10 protein-coding genes and 2 pseudogenes are annotated in these 17,127 nt (G+C 68.4%); 3 read left to right on the top strand and 9 right to left on the bottom strand.

Annotated elements, in window-relative coordinates:
• The 4 genes and pseudogenes from pdeM to ACXI0D_RS02720 form a co-directional block, all read right to left on the bottom strand.
• Entirely contained in the window at positions 1 to 642 is a 642-nt protein-coding gene (pdeM, locus tag ACXI0D_RS02735; protein WP_049447088.1) for a ligase-associated DNA damage response endonuclease PdeM, read from the bottom strand.
• Positions 632 to 3,091 carry a ligase-associated DNA damage response DEXH box helicase gene (locus ACXI0D_RS02730; RefSeq protein WP_479642279.1) on the bottom strand — a complete coding sequence of 820 codons (2,460 nt, stop codon included), beginning with the start codon at positions 3,089 to 3,091 and terminating at the stop codon, positions 632 to 634. Before ACXI0D_RS02730 ends, pdeM begins: the two co-directional genes overlap by 11 nt.
• Positions 3,088 to 4,694: pseudogene (locus tag ACXI0D_RS02725) on the bottom strand (ATP-dependent DNA ligase). Before ACXI0D_RS02725 ends, ACXI0D_RS02730 begins: the two are co-directional and overlap by 4 nt.
• Complete coding sequence (locus tag ACXI0D_RS02720; RefSeq protein ID WP_479642278.1) at positions 4,691 to 5,689, bottom strand: ligase-associated DNA damage response exonuclease; 999 nt, start codon at positions 5,687 to 5,689, stop codon at positions 4,691 to 4,693. The pseudogene ACXI0D_RS02725 and the gene ACXI0D_RS02720 overlap by 4 nt, the downstream one beginning before the upstream one ends.
• Positions 5,690 to 5,802: 113 nt before the next feature.
• Between ACXI0D_RS02720 and ACXI0D_RS02715 the strand changes: the two genes are divergently transcribed.
• On the top strand, positions 5,803 to 7,440 hold the full coding sequence (locus ACXI0D_RS02715; RefSeq protein ID WP_479642277.1) for an acyl-CoA dehydrogenase family protein: 1,638 nt from the start codon (positions 5,803 to 5,805) through the stop codon (positions 7,438 to 7,440).
• A 314-nt stretch (positions 7,441 to 7,754) separates the two neighbouring features.
• Here the strand turns inward: ACXI0D_RS02715 and ACXI0D_RS02710 are convergent, their stop codons facing one another.
• The 3 genes and pseudogenes from ACXI0D_RS02710 to ACXI0D_RS02700 all read right to left on the bottom strand — a co-directional run bounded on the left by ACXI0D_RS02710 (position 7,755) and on the right by ACXI0D_RS02700 (position 9,964).
• Positions 7,755 to 8,165 carry a hypothetical protein gene (locus ACXI0D_RS02710; protein WP_010482846.1) on the bottom strand — a complete coding sequence of 137 codons (411 nt, stop codon included), beginning with the start codon at positions 8,163 to 8,165 and terminating at the stop codon, positions 7,755 to 7,757.
• 156 nt (positions 8,166 to 8,321) lie between these two features.
• On the bottom strand, positions 8,322 to 8,663 hold the full coding sequence (locus ACXI0D_RS02705; protein WP_014038070.1) for a hypothetical protein: 342 nt from the start codon (positions 8,661 to 8,663) through the stop codon (positions 8,322 to 8,324).
• Between the two features lie 124 nt (positions 8,664 to 8,787).
• Positions 8,788 to 9,964: pseudogene (locus ACXI0D_RS02700) on the bottom strand (thiolase family protein).
• Positions 9,965 to 10,146: 182 nt separating this feature from the next.
• Here ACXI0D_RS02700 and ACXI0D_RS02695 point away from each other — a divergent pair.
• Complete coding sequence (locus tag ACXI0D_RS02695) at positions 10,147 to 12,999, top strand: S8 family serine peptidase (protein WP_479642276.1); 2,853 nt, start codon at positions 10,147 to 10,149, stop codon at positions 12,997 to 12,999.
• Between the two features lie 46 nt (positions 13,000 to 13,045).
• Here the strand turns inward: ACXI0D_RS02695 and ACXI0D_RS02690 are convergent, their stop codons facing one another.
• A complete protein-coding gene (locus ACXI0D_RS02690; RefSeq protein ID WP_008264553.1) occupies positions 13,046 to 14,143 on the bottom strand; it encodes a Glu/Leu/Phe/Val dehydrogenase dimerization domain-containing protein in 1,098 nt (365 codons plus the stop codon).
• 278 nt (positions 14,144 to 14,421) lie between these two features.
• On the opposite strand from ACXI0D_RS02690, the gene ACXI0D_RS02685 reads away from it, so the two are divergent.
• Entirely contained in the window at positions 14,422 to 15,498 is a 1,077-nt protein-coding gene (locus tag ACXI0D_RS02685) for an HDOD domain-containing protein (RefSeq protein WP_075676981.1), read from the top strand.
• Positions 15,499 to 15,501: 3 nt separating this feature from the next.
• Here the strand turns inward: ACXI0D_RS02685 and ACXI0D_RS02680 are convergent, their stop codons facing one another.
• Positions 15,502 to 17,091, bottom strand: coding sequence for a phospholipase D family protein (locus ACXI0D_RS02680; protein ID WP_479642275.1), 1,590 nt, complete (start codon positions 17,089 to 17,091; stop codon positions 15,502 to 15,504).
• Positions 17,092 to 17,127 lie beyond the last annotated feature (36 nt).

The following is a 17,127-nucleotide window of genomic DNA, read 5'->3' as shown; positions in this document are numbered from 1 at the left end:
TCAAGCCACCGGCAGTTCCACCAGGCCGTTTTCCACGCAGGCGACCATCTGTTCGCCACCGTTGGGAACAGGCACGAGTCCGGCGGTGAACGCGGAAAAGGCCGGCAGCACCGTCATCCTGTCACGCAGCCAGAATGCGGGGAAGCGCCTTCGCAATGGCGTCAAGGCGACCTGCGGATGCAGATGTCCGGCGATCACATGCAGGTCTGCATCGGGTATCGGCTCATGGCGGAGCAGGAACGGCTGCAGCCGTACTTCGTCGTGGATCTGTACCTGCAGCTGGGCATGCGGCAGCTGCAGGTCATGATTTCCGCGCAGGACATGCACGTCCAGTGCGATGTTGCGTTCGCGCCAGCCGAGCCATTGCTGGTACCAGGCGGCGCGATGCGCCGGCCCATGCAGGATGTCGCCCAGGATCCACAGCTCGCGGCAGGCATGCCTGTCCAGCAGACCCTGCAGGCGGTGCAGGTCTTCGCCGGTGCCGCCGGCGGGCAGCGCGATGCCGGCGCGGCGGAATACATCGGCTTTGCCCAGGTGCAGGTCGGCGATCAACAACGCCTGCCGCGCGGGCCAGTAAAGTGCACGCGCGCCAAGCAGAATCAGCGATTCGCCCGCGCGCAGCAGCGGCAGTTCATCGGCCATGGCGACGCTCCAGCTGCAGGGCCGCGCGTTGCACGCGGGTACGCCAGTCCTCGTTGCTGAACTGCCCACGCAGGCGTTCGGCCCACAACGGGAAGCCCAGTGGCGTGAGTGACGATGGACGCTGCATCGAGAGAATCCGTGTGCCGATCCTTGCCAGTACCTGCTGTAGTCCGGCCAGATCGAGGCTGTCGTGCAGCACCTCGCGTTCGGCCAGCGCCAGCAGAAGATGGTCAGGATCGTGCTCGCGCAGTACGTCGAAGAGCAGGCCTGCCGAGGCCTGCAACTGGCGCAGTGATCGCGGCATGCCGCCGGGCAGGCTGGGCACCAGCAGGCCCGCTACGCGTGCGATGCCACGGAACTGGCGCCGCGCCAGCTCGCCCAGGTTCACTGCGGCACGCAGGTCGTCCAGCAGCTGATCGGTGGTGAACAGCGCCCTCCATTCCGCCGCATCCAGATCAATCGCCTGCGCCGGTGCCAGCACCAGGCCATGATCGTTCACTGCGTAGCCGATGCTGTTGCGCTGCCGGCGGGTACAGCGCAGTGCCAGCAAGGCGGCCAGCGCCTCGTGCACGTGACGGCCGGCAAAAGGGTAGACGAACAGGAACTGGCCTTCGCGGCGCCGCACCTCTTCGACCAGCAGATGCTCTGGGCCGGGAAGCGCCGACAACTGCTGCTGCAGTGACAGCAAGGGGGACAACCAGCGTGATTCGGCACTGTCGTCGGCGCCGGACAGGACCCACTCCAGCTCGCGGCCGAGCGGCATCGACAGCGGCAACTGGCCTCCCTGCCAGCGTGGCACCACACCATCACCGCGCCCTCGTGCCAGCCGCACGAAGGCGGTCATGTCGCGTAGTTGCACCAGCTCCAGCAGGCGCCCGGCGAACTGGAAGCGATCGCCACGGCGCAGGCGGCTGGCGAACTGTTCTTCTACGGCGCCCAGGCTGCCGCCGCGCAGGAACTGCACGCGCACGCTGCCATCGCTGCTGATGGTGCCGATCGACAGCCGATGACGCAGCGCCTGGCGACGGTCGTGCATGCGGTACCGGCCATCGGCATCACGCACGACCTTGTGGAAATCGGGGTACTGGGCCAGCGCCTGGCCGCCCTGCACGATGAACGTGAGCACGGCCTGCCATTGATCGTCGCCGAGAGACGCGAAGGCATGGGTACGCCGTACCTGCGCCAGCAGCGCGGCGCTGTCGAAGCCGCCCGCCAGCGCGCGGCTGACCGCATGCTGGGCCAGCACATCCAGCGGCAGCGTCGGCGGCCTGCGTGCTTCGACCACGCCTTCGGCCAACGCACGGCGTACCGCGGCGTATTCGGCCAGCTCCAGTGCATGGCTGGGCACGCACAGGATGGAACCGCTGGCGCCCGGGCGGTGACGTGCACGTCCAGCGCGTTGGCGCAGGCGGGCCACGCCCTTCGGGCTGCCCAGCTGCAGTACCTGCTCAACCTCTGGGAAGTCCACGCCGAGGTCGAGGCTGGAGGTGGCAACCACGCAGCGCAGCGTGCCCGCGCGCAGTCCGTCTTCCACCTGTTGGCGCAGCGCCGGATCCAGCGAGCCGTGGTGCAGCGCAAGCGTGCCCTGGTCTTCCGGCCAGACTGCGGCAAGCGCCTGATGCCATAGTTCTGCCTGCGCACGGGTGTTGGTGAACAGCAGGCTGCTGCGCGCCCGCATCAACGCATCCAGCACGCGCGGCAGCTGCGCCAGTCCCAGGTGCCCCGCCCAGGGGAAACGTTCGCCAGGGTCCGGCAGCAGGCTGCGCACGCTGATCGCGCGCGGGCGCACGCCCTGCACGATCGCCGCGTCGGGCTGTCCGGGCAGCAGCACGTCGCGCGCCTCATCCAGATTGCCCAGCGTGGCCGACAGCCCCCACAGCTGCACTGCAGGCGCGGCATCGCGTAGCACGGCCAGATTCAACTGCAGCAGCACACCGCGCTTGTTTCCCAGCAGCTCATGCCATTCGTCCACCACCACGCAGCGCAGCTGGCGCATGCGCGGCAACGTATCCGCATAGCTCAGCAGCAGCGCCAGTGATTCCGGCGTGGTGACCAGTACGTCGATGCGGCCCTCGCGCGCCTGCCGTCGTTCGCGGTTGCTGGCGTCACCACTGCGCAGGCCGACACGCCATCCAAGCCCGAGCCCATCGACCACGGCCTGCAGTGCGCGCGCGGTGTCGCTGGCCAATGCGCGCAAGGGCGTCACCCACAGCACCTGCAGCGGGCGTACCGCACTGGCGCGGCGGGGCGAAGGCGGAGGGTCGATCATGGCCTGCAGCAGCGGTCCCCCGAACATCGCCAGTGTCTTGCCGCTGCCCGTGGGGGTGTGCAGCAACCCGGATCCGCCGGCGAGATAGCGCCGCCACATCGCGCGCTGGAACGGTAACGAGCGCCAGCCTTTCGACGCGAACCAGTCTTCCAGCCGGCGTAGTGCCTGGCTGCGGTTCATCGCGCCAGCGCCTGCAGGGTAGCCAGCTGATCGGCCTCGCTGGCCGGCTTGTCGTGGCGCCAGCGCAGGATGCGTGGAAAGCGTACGGCGATACCGGACTTGTGCCGGCTGCTGCGGTTGACCGCCTCGAAGCCCAGTTCAAAGACATGTTCGGCGCGGACGCTGCGCACCGGGCCGAAGCGCTCGCGGGTGTTGGCGCGGATCCAGCGATCGAGCGCGAGGATTTCCTTGTCATCCAGGCCCGAATAGGCCTTGGCTACCGGTACCAGCGTGTCGCCGTCCCAGACGCCGAAGGTTAGTCGGTATACAGCGTGCTGCGCCGCCCATGGCCGGCCTGCGCGTACAGGAGTACCGCATCGATGGTGAGCGGATCGACCTTCCATTTCCACCAGTCACCGCGGCGTCGCCCGGCCTGGTAGGGCGAGGCACGACGTTTCAGCATCAGCCCTTCCACGCCGCGGTCGCGTGCCATGTCACGCATCGCTGCCGCCTGCGGCCAGTCTTCGGCAGCAACGCCGGGTGAGAGCTGGATCCGTGCATCACCCAGGGCACCGACGATGTCGGCAAGCCGTGCACGCCGTTCCCGCAACGGCAGCTCACGCAGGTCCGCGCCATCGTGTTCCAGCAGGTCATAGGCGAGCACGCGCACCGGCGTGTTGCGCAGGGTGGCCGCACCGGGCTTGCGGCGCTGGATGCGGGTCTGGAGCGCGGTGAAGGCACGCGGCAGGTCCGTGGCTTCGTCCCAGGCCAGCAGCTCTCCGTCCAGCACGCAGCCATCGGGAAGCGCCATCGCCGCCTGTTCGATTTCGGGGAAGCGGCCATCCAGCCGCTCTTCGCCGCGCGACCACAATGCGACCTCGCCGCGCCGGCGCAGCAGCTGCAGGCGGATGCCATCCCACTTCCATTCCAGCGCCACTCTTCGACAGGGCCGAGGCGTTCGGCAGGGTCGCCTTCCAGGGGGGAGGCGAGGAAGAACGGGTAGGGTTGCTGCCGGTCCAGTGGTAGTTCATCCGGCGACAGCAGCTGGCCCAGCAGTCCGGGCGAGGGCACCCCACTCGCCCAGCATGCGCTGGGCGATGCGCGCGATGTCCAGGCCGGACCACTCCGCCAGTGCCTGCTGCACCAGCCGCTGCGAGACGCCAACGCGCAGGGCGCCGGTCAGCAGCTTGTTGAACACCAGGCGTTCGCTGTTGTACAGCTGCTGCCAGCCCGCGACGACCGCCGCGCGGCGCACTGCTTCGGGCTGGTTGGCCACCGCCAGCAGATGCTGTTCGATCCATTCGGCCAATGGGCGGTCGGGCGAAGGCTGCGGTGGATCATCCAGCAGCAGGGTCAGTGTCTCGGCGAGGTCACCGACCTGCGCATAGCTGTCTTCCACCAGCCATGGCGGCAAGCCGGATTCTTCGGCAATCCAGGCGCGCAGTTCGCCGCTGGCGGCGATCTTGCGGCGTGCGCCGCCCACCTTGCCACCGCTGAGCAGGTACAGCGCCCACGCCGCATCATGCGCGCCTGCCTGGCGGAAGTAATCGATCAGCGCTGCGCGCTTGTCCAGCGTGGCGGTGCTGCGATCCAGCCGCTGGTAGAGCGCCGCGAAGGCCTTCATTCCTCGCTCCCGAAATCGGTACGGAAGGCTTCAGCCGCTATGCCGCGCTCGCGCAGGAAGGGAATCAACGCATCGGTATTGCCATGGGTGGCGATCACCCGCTGCGCGCCGGTCTGTTCGATGGTCTGCAGCAGTGCGGGCCAATCGGCGTGATCGGAAATGACGAAACCGCGATCGACGTTGCGGCGCCGCCGGTTGCCGCGCAGCTGCATCCAACCGGATGCAAAGCCCAGCTGGTGGTGACCGAAGCGGCGCATCCACGGTGTGCCGGCGGCCGAGGGCGGGGCGAGGATCAACTGGCCGGCGGCATCCGGCTGGCGACCCTGCTCGGCCACCGCCAGCGTCTCCAGCATTGGTACGTTGGCCTGCCGGTACACCTCCACACCATTGGCGATGGCACCGTGCAGCCAGGCCGGGCGGTCCTCCAGCGGCAGCAGTTCGGCCAGCACCCGTTGCGCCTTGCCCAGTGCATAGCACAGCAGGATGGCAGCTTCGCCGCGCTGTTCGCATTCGCGGCGCCACGCCACGATCTCCGCAGCGACGGCGGGCGTGTCCGGCCATCGGTAGATCGGCAGGGCGAAGGTGGCCTCGGTGATGAAGGTATCGCAGGACACCACTTCGAATGGCGCACAGGTTGGGTCAGCTTGGCGCTTGTAGTCGCCGGACGCCACCCAGACCTGCCGCCCGTCGTCGATGCGCACCTGCGAAGACCCCAGCACATGGCCGGCGGGATGCAGCGACACCTGCACCTGGCCCAGGCGGAACGGTACGCCCTCGGCATGCGCCTGCACCGGCACATCGCCCAGGCGCCAGCGCAGGATCGGCAGGCTGCCGTCACTGCAGTGGTATTCACCCATGCCGGGGCGTGCGTGATCGCCGTGGCCATGGGTGATGACCGCGCGCGCTACCGGTCGCCAGGGATCGATGTGGAAATCACCGGCGGCGCAGTACAGCCCTTCCGGGCGCAGGACCACCAGATCGTCGTTGACTGCCATTCGGTCACTGTGGCCGGCCGCTCGTGCACAGGGTGAGAATCGGCCTGAACACGGGCTTGGCAGGCGATGCGGCACAATCGAACCGCACACCTCTTGCCGCCAGGACGGACCGGATGAGTGGACCCAGCTTCAGCAGCAGCGCGCCGTACGAAACCCACGTGGTGCTGAACCAGCCGCCGCCATTCGCGGGGCGCCAGTTGTGGACCGATGACGTGGCGCTGATGGAGGCGGTGCAGCGCGAAGGTGCTGGCAGCTTCGCGCCGCGGCTGGCGGTCTATGGCGGGCTGGCGGGTGACGAGCTGTACCGGCTCGGCTTCGATGCCAACCGCGATCGGCCGCGCCTGCGCACGCATGATGCGCAGGGCCATCGCATCGATACGGTGGAGTTCCATCCGGCCTATCACCAGTTGATGGGCACGGCGAAATCGCACGGCGTCGCCGGGTTGTCCTGGCACGAGCCGCAACCCGGCGCGCATGTCGCGCGTGCGGTGTTGAGCTACCTGCACCACCAGGCCGAGGCCGGCACCAGTTGCCCGTTGACGATGACCCATGCGGCAGTAGCGGTGCTGCACACGCAGCCACACCTGGCCGAGTGGGCACGCAAGGCCGCAGCACCGGTCTATGACCCGCGCGATGTGCCGGTGGCGGACAAGGCCGGCATCACGTTGGGCATGGGCATGACCGAAAAGCAGGGAGGCTCGGATGTGCGCGCCAACAGCACGCGCGCCGAACCGATCGATGGCGAGCGCTATCGCCTGGTCGGTCACAAGTGGTTCTTTTCCGCACCGATGTGCGATGGCTTCCTGGTACTGGCGCAGGCGCCGGGAGGACTGACCTGCCTGCTGATGCCGCGCCGGCTGGCCGACGGTGACCGCAACGCCTTCCGGTTGATGCGCTTGAAGGACAAGCTTGGCGATTGGGCCAATGCCTCCAGCGAAGTCGAGTTCTGCGGGGCGCAGGCGTGGCGCGTGGGCGAGGAAGGACGCGGCGTGGCCACCATCATCGGCATGGTGATGATGACCCGCCTGGACTGCATGCTGGGCGCGGCGGCGGAAATGCGCATGGCGCTGGCGCAGGCACTGCATCACGCGCGGCATCGCCGCACGTTCGGCAAGCTGCTGGTCGAGCACCCGTTGATGACCAATGTGCTGGCCGACCTGGCACTGGAGTCGGAAGCGGCCACGGTGCTGTCGATGCGCATCGCGCGTGCGGTGGACCGGGCCGGCGTGGATGTCAACGAAGCCGCGTTGGCGCGTGTGGGGACGGCGCTGGGCAAGTACTGGCTGTGCAAGCGCGCGCCGGCTTTCGTCAATGAAGCACAGGAATGCCTGGGCGGTGCGGGCTATGTGGAGGAATCGATGCTGCCGCGGCTGTACCGGCAGGCACCATTGAATTCGATCTGGGAAGGAAGCGGCAACATCCAGTGCCTGGACGTGCTGCGCGCGCTGGCGCGCGAACCGGAGGCGCTGGCGGCGCTGCGCGCTGAGTTGGCGGCGGTGGCTGATCGTGATGCGCGCTACGCAGCGGCTTTGCAGCGTTGGGCAGCGGCGCCACCACCGGATGAGTCGCAGGCGCGGCTGTTCTGCGAGCGCACTGCGCTGCTGTTGCAGGCCGCGCTGCTGTTGCGTGCGCGCAGTCCGATGGCAGAGGCGTTCGTGCGCAGCCGGCTGCAAGGGGAGCATGGGCTGGTGTTCGGGACGCTGCCGGCGGGCGTGGATCTGTCGGCGATGCTGGTGCGCGCGCTGCCGTAGGGGACAGCCAACGGCGGAGCCCTTCGTGGCGGGCGGCGCGGAGTCTGCGTCGTGAGCGGGCCGCGCGGGTGGGTTGCGCAGGGGGCGCTGCAAGTACGTCCATGCAAGCTCGGTCGCCGCATTCATGCGGCCCACGCCCCTGCGCAACCCACCCGCGCGGCCTTGGACGGTTTCCGTGCCGTCCACCACGGAATCAACAGAAAGAGCGGAGAGCGAAAAGCAGAAAAGCCGCGGCAATGCCGCGGCTTTTCCTGTGGAGCCGAGCCGATGCTCGGCTGGTCGGTAGCGCCGGGCCATGCCCGGCGAACGAACCGTTAGTGCTTGGCTTCTTCCTTGGCGGCGTTGGCCTTGGCGTCATTGGCGACGTCGCGGGCCTTGTCGGCCACCTTCTGCGCGGCGTTGGCAGTGGCGTCGCTGGCGTGTGCGGCAGCGTCGGTTGCCGCGTCCTTGGCCTTGTCGGCAGCGTTGGCAGTGGCGTCTGCAGCCTTGTCCAGCGCCTGCTGGGTATCGGCAGCGGCCTGCTCGGAGGCGGCAGCGGTCTTGTCGGCGGCGTTGCGGGTGGCTTCGGCGGCCTTGTCCACGGCGTCACGGGCGGCAGCGCCCGCGCTGTCAGCGGCCTGCTGTGCGTCCTGCTTGGCCTGTTCGGCTTCCGGGCCCTTGCAGGCGGCCAGGGCCAGCAGCAGGGAGGCGGCCAGCAGGGTGGTGGTGATCGGGCGAATCTTCATGGCGGTCTCCGGTACTGCAATGGATGGGGACGCCAGCCTATTCATGCCGTTGTGAAGGCGGGGTCGCGATGCCCGCGCTGCGCGGTGGCATCGGCGCAAAGAAAAAGCCGCTGGCGAACCAGCGGCTTTTCCAGAACAGCGTGAAGAAAGAAGTTATTACTTCTTGGCTTCTTCAGCAGCGTCCTTGGCCTTCTCGGCGGTGCCTTCGGCAGCCTTGGCAGCGTCGGCAGCAGCGCCGGCAGCAGCGTCGGTGGCAGCAGCAGCGGTGTTGGCAGCAGCGTCGGTCGCAGCGTCAGCAGCGGTGGCGGCGGTGTTGGCAGCCTGCTGGGCAGCGTCGGCGGTCTGGGCGCCGGCAGCGGCGGCCTGGTCGGCAGCAGCCTGGGCTTCGGTGGCGGCTTCGTTGGCCGAAGCAGCGGCGTCCTGGGCAGCTTCCTGCTTCGAGCAGGCGGCCAGGGCCAGAGCCAGGGACATCGCGACCAGCAGCTTGTTGATGCTCATTGTGTAAATCCTCGTCGTTAGAATTAGGCAACGCGCATGCTGCGCGCCGACAACATGATGACAAGCCAAGATTGGGTGTCAAGCGATCCCGCATTCATTTTTGCGAAATCATCGTTAAATCTTTTTAAATCAATTCGATGGCGATTGCCGTTGCTTCGCCGCCACCGATGCACAGGGTGGCAATGCCGCGCTTGCCACCGCGCGTGCGCAGGGCGTTGACCAAGGTCACCACCAGACGTGCACCGGAGGCACCGATGGGATGACCCAGCGCGCAGGCACCGCCATTCACGTTGAGCTTGTCGTGCGGGATGCCCCAGCTCACGCATCGGCGCCATTGCCACCACGGCAAAGGCTTCGTTGATTTCGAACAGGTCGATCTGGTCCAGCGACCAGCCGGTCTTGGCCAGCAGCGTGTGGATCGCGCCGATCGGGGCGGTGGTGAACCACTCCGGTTCCTGCGAATGGGTGGCGTGACCGACGATGCGGGCCAGCGGGGTGATGCCACGTGCGGCCGCGTCTTCCTCGGTCAGCAGGACCACCGCGGCAGCGCCGTCGGAGATGCTGGAGGAACTGGCGGCGGTGACGCTGCCGTCCTTCTTGAAGGCCGGGCGCAGGGTCGGGATCTTGGCGATGTCCGAGCGCCCCGGCTGTTCGTCGGTGGCGACCTCGACGTCACCCTTGCGGGTGGCCACCTTCACCGCGACGATCTCGTCGGCGAACGCACCGTTGGCCTGTGCGGCCTGCGCGCGCTTGACCGATTCGATCGCGTAGGCGTCCTGCTCCTCGCGGCTGAACTGGTACTTGTCCACGGCGCATTCGGCGAATTCACCCATGGCCTTGCCGTCGTAGGCGTTGACCAGGCCGTCGTGGGCCATGTGGTCGACCGCCTGGAAGTTGCCGAAGCGGTTGCCGGTACGCGAGTTCGGCAGCAGGTGCGGGGCGTTGGACATCGATTCCATGCCACCGGCGACCACGATGCTGGCCGAACCGGCCTTGATCAGGTCATGGCCGAGCATGATGGTCTTCATGCCCGAGCCGCACACCTTGTTGAGGGTGGTGGCACCGGTCGACACCGGAATGCCGGCGGCGATCGCCGCCTGGCGGGCGGGCGCCTGGCCGAGGTTGGCCGGCAGCACGCAGCCCATGAGGACCTCGGAGACGTCGCTGGCCGGTACGCCCGACTGTTCCAGGGCGGCAGCGATGGCGGCCGCGCCGAGGGTGGGGGTCGGCACGCCGTTGAACTGGCCGAGGAAGGAGCCGATGGCGGTGCGCTTGGCGGCGGCGATGACGATGTTGGACATGGCAATCTCGTTGATGCGTAAGCAATGTTCGGAAAGGAGACCGCGGACGTTGGAAGCGCCCCGGTTTCCCGGCAGACTGCGTGGGGGTCGGCCCAAGTATAGAGGGTCGGGGAGGGCCGCCGCTGGGCGGCACCGCACGCCTGCCGGGATGTAGGCAGGCCAACGTTCATGGGAAGGAATCGATGGAACGCACGATGATGGTGAGGTCCGCGCTGGCAACGGCGCTGGCGATGGCAATGACGGCATGTGGCGGCGGCGGAGGCGGCGGCAATGTCCGCATCGATCCCCCCCCGACCACCCCGACACCCCCGACACCCCCGACCACGCCCCCTCCGACGACACCGCCGCCGGCCAAGCCGCAGGAGCCGGCCTTCGACGCGCACCTGTCAGTGACCAATGCGCGTGCCGCACAGGCCGCCGGCCTGACCGGGCAGGGCGTACGCATCGGCATCGTCGATTCGGGTGTGCAGCGCAATGCCGCGGCGCTGAACGGGCGCGTGGTCGCCAACCTCAACTACATCGATCCGGCGCGCAACAACCTGCTGGTGGACGACGTGGTGGGCCACGGCACGGCGGTCGCCAGCCTGGCTGCCGGCGCGTCGGTGGGATCCTGGCCGGGCGGCATCGCCCCCGGTGCGCAGATCGTCTCGGCGCGGATCATCGCCGACAAGCCACCTGTCGATGACGGCAGCGGCAAGGGCAATTCCTTCAGTGGCCCGCTGGGCGTGGCGCAGGTCCACCAGGACCTGATCAGCTACAACGTGAAGGTGATGAACAACTCGTGGGGTGGCCTGTACTGGACCGACCTGCCGACCACCGCGCAGGTGGCGGCCGAGTACCGTCCGTTCGTCATCAACCATGGCGGCCTGGTGGTGTTCGCGGCCGGCAACGATGCGCGCACCGAGCCGAGCAGCCTGGCCGCCCTGCCCAGCCAGCAGGGCGTTGCCGGCTCGTTGCCGGCAGCCGACCTGGAGCGTGGCTGGCTGGTGGCGACCGCGGTGGATCCCTATGCACCGGGCACCCTGGCCAGCTATGCCAATGCCTGCGGCCAGGCAGCGCGCTACTGCCTGGCGGCGCCGGGCAGCGCCGTCTATCCCGATGCCAATGGCAGCACCTACTACTGGAACTACGGGACGTCCTTCGCCGCCCCGTTGATCTCCGGTGCCGCTGCGCTGGTCTGGCAGCGCTACCCTTACTTCGACAACAACCTGGTGCGGCAGACCCTGCTGGGCACCGCCAAGGACATCGGCGCGCCCGGCGTGGATGCGGTGTTCGGCTACGGCCTGCTCGACATCTCGCGGGCGATCAAGGGCCCGGGCCGCTTCGACTGGGGCGATGTGGTGGCCAACGTGGATGTGGCCTCGACCGGTTCGACGTGGAGCAACGACATTGTCGGCAGCGGCGGACTGGTCAAGCAGGGCGGGGGCACCCTGGTGCTCGCGGGCAACAACAGCTACAGCGGCGCCACCCGCATCGAGCGCGGCATCCTGTCGCTGCAGAACGGCGGTGTCATCCGTTCCAACGTGACCATCCTTGGCCAGCCCGATCCGGATTCGACCGGCCTGCAGTTCAATGGTGGCACGCCGCGCGTGATCGGCAACGTGGTCAACGGCAGCAGCGTGTTCCTGACCACCGGCAGCACCACCGGCACCATCGAGGGCAACTACACGCAGCAGGCAGGTGGCCAGCTGATGATCGCGCTCGGTGCCAATGCGCTGCAGGTGACCGGCACCGCCTCGATCAATGGTGGCGTGCGCGTGCATGGCTTCGTCTCCGGCTATGTGCCGCAGAACGGCAGCCGCCAGGATCTGGTCCATGCGGCCGGTGGCCTGAGCGGCACCTTCAGCAGCCCGGCCACCTCCAGCGGCCTGCAGGGCCTGTCGCTGCTGCAGAGCAGCTATGGCTATGACAGCAACAATGCCTGGTTGAACCTGACCCAGGTCAGCGTCACGGCGGCGGCGACCGGGCTCACGGCCTCGGCGCAGTCCGCTGCGCAACGACTGGAAGGTGCGTTCAGCGTGCTCGATGGCAGTCCCGCCCTGCAGGGCTCGGCATTCGGTACGGCGGCCGGTGCGCTGCAGTGGACCGGCGGTGGCAGCGAGGGCCTGGCAGCCAGCCTGCAGAGCCTGTCCGGGCAGGCGCATGCGCGGGCCGAGTCGGCCACCTTCGACAGCATCGACATGTCGCGCCGTGCCATCGCCGAGCGCTTCGATCGCGTGCAGGCGGCGCCGCGACTGCGCGGGGCCTGGCAGAGCGCGCTCGGTGAGGCCGGGCAGGGCAGTTTTGCAGGCAATGCCGCCGACAGCCGCGGTTGGATGGCCGGTCAGGACCTACCGCTGGGCAGCAATGGACTGATGGGCGTGGCCTTTGGCGAGACCCGCAGCAATGGTGGCAGCAGCTTCGGCGGTGATCGCGGGCGTGATCGCCAGGCGCAGGCGCAGCTGTACGCCGGCTGGAACCTGGGCCGGGGCTATGCGCTGGCCCAGGTCGGCAGCGGCCAGTTCACCCGTGCGCTGGATCGGCAACTGCTGCTGGGCGCAGGCGCCTACGGTGTTTCCGCACGTTATGGCGGACGCTTCAGCAGTGCCAGCGTCGAAGGCGGCTATCGTTTCGGCCGCGCGGGTGCGTCGTTGACACCGTATCTGGGTGCCAGCACCACGCGCGTGGATACCGATGCCTTCAACGAGCTGGGTGGTTTCGGTTTCGGCCTGCGTGGCGATGCCAACCGCGTACAGCGCAGCCAGATGCTGGCCGGTATCCGTGGCGAACGCGGCTGGGGGCGCTGGACCCTGCGTGGGCATGCCGAGTGGCAGCAGCGGCTTGATGGTGCCGATGCGGATTGGCAGGCCAGTTTCGTCGGTGTCGATGCCTGGGCGCCGCTGGCGGGCTGGAACGCGCCGCGCGGCAGTGCGCTGTTCGGCGTGGCGCTGGAGTCGTGGTGGGGCCGTAATGGCCGCCTGAGCCTGGGCTTCGACCAGCGCGTCGGTGGCGAAGGCGCGCGCCAGGCGGCGTTGCGCTACAGCACCGGGTTCTGAGTGGGCGGTCGCGCCGGGACGTCAGCCCCGGCGCGACATCGCAGGCTCAGCCGCCGCGCAGGTTGCCCAGGCGCGGGGTACTGCGGCCCAGCGGCATCTTCAGCTTGCCGATCGACAGGATGCGGCTTTCGGCGATGCGGTCGGCCGCACGCTGCGGCGCGATGTTCTCGCGCTGCGACAGTTCGAAGATGCGGGTGAGGTTGTGATAGATGCTGCGGATCAGGCGCATCGCGCGTTCGCGGTTGTAGCCATCGATCTCCAGCGACACGTTCATCACGCCACCGGCGTTGACCGCATAGTCCGGTGCATACAGGATGCCGCGCGCGTGCAGTTCATCGCCGATTTCCAGGCTCGACAGCTGGTTGTTGGCGGTGCCGCAGATGATCTTCGCCTTGATCCGCGGCAGGGTGTCGGCGTTGATGGCGCCTTCCAGCGCGCACGGTGCGAACACGTCGGCGTTCACTTCGTGGATCTCGTCCGGCTTGACCGCTTCGGCGCCGAAATCGCTGACCGCGCGATCGACCAGCGCGCTGTCCAGGTCGGTGACATACAGCTTGGCGCCGCGGTCGCGCAGCAGTTTCACCAGCTCCATGCCGATGTGGCCCAGGCCCTGCACCGCGATGCTGGTCTTGCCCACTTCCTCATGGCCGAACTTGAAGCGCATCGCCGCCATCAGCGCCTGCAGCGCACCGTAGGCGGTGAACGGGGCGGGATCGCCAGAGCCGCCATGGACCTGGTGCACGCCGGTCACGAACTGGCTCTCCAGGTAGATGTTCTCCATGTCGTTGACGTCGGTGCCGACGTCTTCGGCGGTGATGTAGCGGCCGCCCAGCGAGTCGACGTAACGGCCGAAGGCGCGGAACAGCACCTCGGTCTTGTCCACCTTCGGGTCGCCGATGATCACCGCCTTGCCGCCACCGACGTTGAGGCCGGCCAGCGCATTCTTGTAGGTCATCGTCCGGCTCAGCCGCAGCACGTCGGCCAGTGCCTCGTCGGTGCTGGCGTAGGGGCGCATGCGCACGCCGCCCAGGGCCGGGCCCAGGGTGGTGTTGTGGATGGCGATGATCGCCTTCAGGCCGGCGTCGTGGTTGTGGCAGAACACCACTTGTTCGTGGCCGGTGGTGGCGAGGGTTTCGAATAGCATGGCGTCTCCGATGGCGCGAACAGCGGCGAACTGCAGCGAACGGCCAGTGAACGGTAGGGTCCCAAAACAAAAAAAGCGACGTCGTCATGGCTGGGGGACGGGTCGCGCGGCGCCATTCTAGTCCATTCCCCCGGCCGGTGCCGTCGACGTTGGCGGCCGTCCGGTTAAAGAAGATGAAAGTGCGGCCGATGCTGCGACGACGGCGGGTGGCCGGATGGGCGTGAAGAGGCAGGGCGGTCAGTGACGGCAAGGGCATCACAACGACAGGACGGGCGGCGATGACAGCGGCCTGGTGGCGCTCGCTGCGCGGCTGGCTGACACGTTCGACCGGGACGGCACCGGCGCGGCTGGTTGCCGCGTCCCGCCAGGCGGTGGCCGCCGCAGCCGCAAGCCTGCAGGGCGAGGCGCTGCCCTCGGCGGAGATCGCCGCTCACCTGCAACGCGGGCTGCATGCGCTTGCCTTGTACCCACGGCTGGCCGGCGAGCCAACGCCGGTGCAGGACCCCGGCCTGGGCGAGGCGGTGGCACGCGCGCTGCAGGACCGCGACTGGGCGGCCAGGCAGCTGCCCCGCCGGCCGCAGCTGCTGCCGCAGCTGATCCAGACCGTCAACGACGATGCCGCCTCGGCCCGGGTGATGGCCGCGATCATCGGCCAGGACCCGGTGCTGACCGGCAACCTGCTGCGCATCGCCAACAGCCCGGCCTACAAGGTCCACGAGCGCCCGGTAGAGAGCCTGCAACGGGCGGTGACGCTGGTCGGCACCGAGGGCGTGCGCCAGATCATCAGTGCGGTACTGGTGCAGCCGGTGATGCAGGTGCAATGCGAGGTATTCCCGCAGTTCAGCGCGATCATCTGGGAGCACGCGCTGCTGGCATCGCGTGCAGCAGCCGACCACGCACGCACGGTCACCTTCGGCGATGCCTTCGCCGCGCAGTGGCTGGGCCTGGTGCAGGGGCTGGGTGCGGCACTGGTGATGCGTCAGCTGCTGCAGGAGGCGCAGGCCCGTGGCGAGGCCGTGGAGCCGGCCCTGGCCCTGCAGCTGCTGCAGCAGTGGTCGTTGCCGCTGGCGCAGCGGGTCGCCGCCGCATGGGAGTTGCCTGAGCCGGTTCACCAGGCATTGGCGGTGGATGCGGAAGGACCGTTGGCCGACAGCCTGCGCCTGGCCAGCGCGGCCGCAGCGGCCAGCCTGTTGTGCCGCCATGGGCATGCCAGCCAGAGCCGCATGCTGGCCCTGCTGGAGCAGCTGCCTTCGGCACCGCCGCATGCATTGCGCTGGATCTGGCGGCGCCTGCATGGGCGCAACGTGGAAACGCTGGATGAGGCCGGACAGGACGAGGCCAGTCCGGCGTCCTGAGCGCTACAGCTGCGATTCCACCGGCAGCCAGCTGATCACCCGCGCGGTCCAGCGCTTGCCCAGGCTCGCCCCGGGTTCGGCCTCCACCCAATGCGGTGGCGGCTGCCGCTGCAGCCAGCGCAGCCCATCATCGCGTCCCAGGGCCAGCCACCAGCTGTGATCCGGGCTGGCCAGGCGCAGGTACTCGTCGCGCAGCTGCGCGCCCAGCACCGGATCGTCGAACAGCACGCCCATCTCGGTGTTGAGGTAGGCCGAGCGCGGGTCGAGGTTGAACGAGCCGACGAAGCCGCGGCGATCATCGACCACGAACGCCTTGGTGTGCAGGCTGGCGCCACTGCTGCCGAACAGGCTGGTATCCAGCTGGCCGTGCGCCTTCAGTTCGTACAGCTGTACACCGGCCTTCAGCAGTGGAACGCGGTAACCCATGTAGCCGCCGTGCACTGCCGCCACGTCGTTGGCGGCCAGTGAGTTGGTCACCACCCCGACCTGCGCACCGCGCGCGGCCAGCGCCGACAGGCCTTCAACGCCTTCGCTGCCAGGGACGAAGTAGGGCGAGATCAGCAGTGCGCTGCGACGGGCGGTTGCCAGCTCGTCGCTGAGCGTGTTGACCAGCCAGTTGCGGCGATCATCGTCGCGGTGCTTCATCGGCGGATCGGAGGCGATGCGCACGTTCGCGCTCCAGTGCAGCGGCTCCGGGCTGGGGCGTTGCAGGCGGCGCGACTCTGCAACGCGCTGCAGGTAGGGCTGCGCCTTGGCATGCATCGCATCCAGGTCCGACTGCCGCACGAGTTGCCGCAGCTGTTGATCGCTGTACGAGGCCAGCGCGGAAATCGGGATCGCCGCGCTGCTGTTCCAGTAGTCGTCGAAGATCCGGTTGGCCTGCTGCACGGCGGGGCCGGCCACCACCAGGTCCAGGTCCTGGAAGTTCACATCGTCGCGCGCGCTGAAGTACTCCTCGCCGATGTTGCGGCCACCGACGATCGCGACGCGGCCATCGGCGATCCAGCTCTTGTTGTGCATGCGGTGGTTCACGCTGAAGGCGCGCTGCACCAGTTCCAGCGTGCGTGCGATGCCGCTGCGGTTGCGGAACGGGTTGTACAGGCGGATCTCGATGTTCGGGTGCGCATCGAGTGCCATCATCAACGCGTCCTTGTCCTTGGCGTTCATGTCGTCGAGCAGGATGCGCACGCGCACACCGCGCTCGGCGGCGTCATACAGCGCCTTGGCCATCAGGTGGCCGATCAGGTCGTCGTGCCAGATGTAGTACTGCAGGTCCAGGCTGCGGCCGGCGTGGGTGGTGATCAGCGCGCGCGCGGCGAACGCATCCATGCCATCGCTGAGGAACGCCACGCCCGACTGGCCGGGATGGGCCTCCTGCAATGGCACGATCTGCTGGTCGATACGGGTCTGCGCGGGTTGTAGTGGCAGCACCTGCGAGGGCGCGCCGTGCGCCTGCGGCGTGAGGTGGTCGGCCAGCAGCAGGCCGGACAGGACCAGCAGCAACAATGCGGCGATGACGATCGCAGCGACGCGCAGCAGGCGTCGCCACAAGGGTGTGGGCAGGCTCATGCCCCGATGGTAGAGCCACGCCATGCGTGGATGAAAGCCGGCAGAGCTATCGCCGTAGAC

Source organism: Stenotrophomonas sp. C9D9, from assembly GCF_056491205.1.
This window is presented reverse-complemented; position numbering and strand designations above follow the sequence as displayed.

Excerpts from the sequence above, each read along its gene's own strand:
- ACXI0D_RS02685 (WP_075676981.1), top strand. The coding sequence starts at position 14,422 with ATGACAGCGGCCTGGTGGCGCTCGCTGCGCGGCTGGCTGACACGTTCG.
- ACXI0D_RS02695 (WP_479642276.1), top strand. The coding sequence starts at position 10,147 with ATGGAACGCACGATGATGGTGAGGTCCGCGCTGGCAACGGCGCTGGCG.
- ACXI0D_RS02680 (WP_479642275.1), bottom strand. The coding sequence starts at position 17,091 with ATGGCGTGGCTCTACCATCGGGGCATGAGCCTGCCCACACCCTTGTGG.
- ACXI0D_RS02730 (WP_479642279.1), bottom strand. The coding sequence starts at position 3,091 with ATGAACCGCAGCCAGGCACTACGCCGGCTGGAAGACTGGTTCGCGTCG.
- ACXI0D_RS02715 (WP_479642277.1), top strand. The coding sequence starts at position 5,803 with ATGAGTGGACCCAGCTTCAGCAGCAGCGCGCCGTACGAAACCCACGTG.
- ACXI0D_RS02690 (WP_008264553.1), bottom strand. The coding sequence starts at position 14,143 with ATGCTATTCGAAACCCTCGCCACCACCGGCCACGAACAAGTGGTGTTC.
- ACXI0D_RS02705 (WP_014038070.1), bottom strand. The coding sequence starts at position 8,663 with ATGAGCATCAACAAGCTGCTGGTCGCGATGTCCCTGGCTCTGGCCCTG.
- ACXI0D_RS02720 (WP_479642278.1), bottom strand. The coding sequence starts at position 5,689 with ATGGCAGTCAACGACGATCTGGTGGTCCTGCGCCCGGAAGGGCTGTAC.
- pdeM (WP_049447088.1), bottom strand. The coding sequence starts at position 642 with ATGGCCGATGAACTGCCGCTGCTGCGCGCGGGCGAATCGCTGATTCTG.
- ACXI0D_RS02710 (WP_010482846.1), bottom strand. The coding sequence starts at position 8,165 with ATGAAGATTCGCCCGATCACCACCACCCTGCTGGCCGCCTCCCTGCTG.